This window comes from Undibacterium sp. GrIS 1.2, assembly GCF_040544435.1.
GTDB lineage: Bacteria > Pseudomonadota > Gammaproteobacteria > Burkholderiales > Burkholderiaceae_D > Undibacterium.
Genome location: NZ_JBEONP010000135.1, coordinates 1 through 2,239 on the forward strand (window position 1 = coordinate 1; position 2,239 = coordinate 2,239).

The 2,239-nt window shown below is 54.6% G+C and carries 3 protein-coding genes; all 3 read left to right on the forward strand.

Annotation, left to right across the window (positions count from 1 at the left end):
- Nucleotides 1-293: IS66 family insertion sequence element accessory protein TnpA (gene tnpA / locus AAKU61_RS22450; RefSeq protein WP_354335838.1), on the forward strand; the 293-nt coding region annotated here is incomplete at its 5' end.
- Nucleotides 293-649: an IS66 family insertion sequence element accessory protein TnpB gene (gene tnpB, locus AAKU61_RS22455; protein WP_354335840.1), complete on the forward strand. Its 357-nt coding sequence runs from the start codon at nt 293-295 to the stop codon at nt 647-649. The genes tnpA and tnpB, both read left to right, overlap by 1 nt.
- A 21-nt stretch (nt 650-670) precedes the next feature.
- Nucleotides 671-2,239: IS66 family transposase (gene tnpC, locus AAKU61_RS22460; protein ID WP_354335841.1), on the forward strand; the 1,569-nt coding region annotated here is incomplete at its 3' end.

Consider the following 2,239-nt stretch of genomic DNA (forward strand, 5'->3'; position numbering starts at 1 on the left):
CGGCCTATGCAAGAGCGCATGGGATATCAGCCGATTGCCTCTATTACTGGCGACGCAAGCTAAACAAAAAAAGGTCGCAGCTCCCATCAAAAGCGGCGAGTCAGCTTAACCCCAGCAATAAATTCGTCTCGCTACGCATCGCTGGCGAAACCAATGTCGCCCAACGCATTGCACCATCGGATGCTGGCAATTACACCTTACGGATTGGCAATGCCATCCGGTTGGATATGGCAGCACTGCCCACGCCGGAATGGCTGGCCTCGCTGGCACTATCTACACAAGGAGTGCGCTGATGCACCCGGGCTGTCAGGTCGAGCATGTCTACCTCTGTCGCGAACCGATCGACTTTCGCAAAGCCATCAATGGCCTCGCTGTACTCGTCGAGCAAGAACTCGGTCTCAACCCGTTCGCCAGTGTGCTCTACGTCTTCACCAACCGGCAGCGCAATAAACTCAAAGTTCTCTACTGGCACCGCAATGGTTTCTGCTTGTGGCTCAAGCGTCTGGAATCAGAGAAATTCGCCTGGCCAAAAGAGCTTGAAGCCATGACGCAAACGATCAATTTGCAGGAATTTGAATGGCTACTCGAAGGCTTTGATTTATGGCAAAATAAACCCCATAAAACTCTGCATTTTACTTCTGTTTCATAGGAGGATTTGGTAAAATTCAGTATGCCTTTTACCACCAAAAAACCCGCGTTTTTATTGCCTGAAATCGCCTCCGATAAGGTACGGTTGCCAGACAATCTTCCTAACGATGTAGCGGCGCTAAAAGCACTCCTCCATGCTCAGCAAGCTGCGCATGAAGTCGCCATGAAGAGTGCGGTTGACGCTGCTGTCGAAGCTGCTGTCGAAGCCGCGGTCGCCATTGCAGTCAACACCGTCAAACGCGAAGCGCAAGAACGCTTGCATCGCATGATAGAACAACTCATTCTGGCGCGGCATCGCCAGTTTGGCTCCAGCTCCGAACAGTCGTCAAGCCAGGCGCGCCTATTCGATGAAGCCGAAGTCCTGGCAAAGTCCAGCACCGATGAGCAAGACCTCGCCCCGATTCCATCGACAGAGTCAGCGGCAACAGCACCAGCCGAAAAAAAACCGCGTGGCAAACGTGCGCCCTTATCTGCAGAGCTTGAGCGCATCGAGATTGTGCACGATGTCCCTGAAGATGAACGCACTTGTCCTTGCGGCACCGCCATGGTTGAAATCGGCCAGGACATCAGCGAACAACTAGACATCGTACCAATGCAAATTCGCGTGCTGCGGCATATCCGCAAGCGCTATGGCTGCCCCGGCAGCGTGCACGTCCCCGTGACCGCCGTCTTGCCGCCACAGCCACTGCCAAAAACCAATGCCAGTCCGGATTTCCTGGCCATGCTGCTAACCGTGAAATTTGTCGACGGACAGCCCATCAGTCGCTTCGCCAAGGTACTTGAGCGCTTTCATGCACCAGTTCCGGAACAGACACTGGGACGCTGGGTGATCGGCTCGGCCACGCTACTGCAACCCTTGTTAAATCTGGCGCGTGACAGCTTGCTCGCCGGGTCCTTCATTCATATCGATGAAACCGTGGTGCAGGTGCTCAAAGAAAAAGACAAGGCACCCACGTCGCAAAGCTATATGTGGGTGCAAGCCGGCGGGCTGCCGGATAAGCCTGTAGTGATATTTGATTACGATCCCAGCCGTAGCGGGAAGGTGCCGGTGCGCCTGCTGCACGACTATCGCGGCTATCTGATGACGGACGCTTACGATGGTTATAACCAATTGGCACAAACAGAAGGCATAGAACGCCTCGTTTGCTGGGCGCATGTACGTCGGCGCTTTGTTGAGGCGGTTAAAGTGCAGCCCAAGGGCAAGCGGGGGCGCGCCGATGAAGCGGTGGAACTGATCAGAAAACTGTATCGCATCGAAAGCGAGCACAAAGACGCGACACCAGAGCTGCGCCTGCAGGCGCGACAGGAGTTGAGCCTGCCCGTCCTGGCTAAAATTCATGCATGGCTGGACAAAACACAGCCAGCAGCCGCACCGAAAAGTGCACTCGGAACGGCACTCACCTACCTGCGCAATTGCTGGCCCATGCTGATCCGCTATACGGAGCGTGGTGATCTGCCGATTGATAACAATCGTTGCGAAAATGCGATTCGTCCCTTTGTGATCGGCCGTAAAGCATGGCTTTTTAGCGACACCGTCGCCGGTGCCAATTCCAGTGCCATCATTTATTCGCTGGTAGAAACTGCCAAGGCC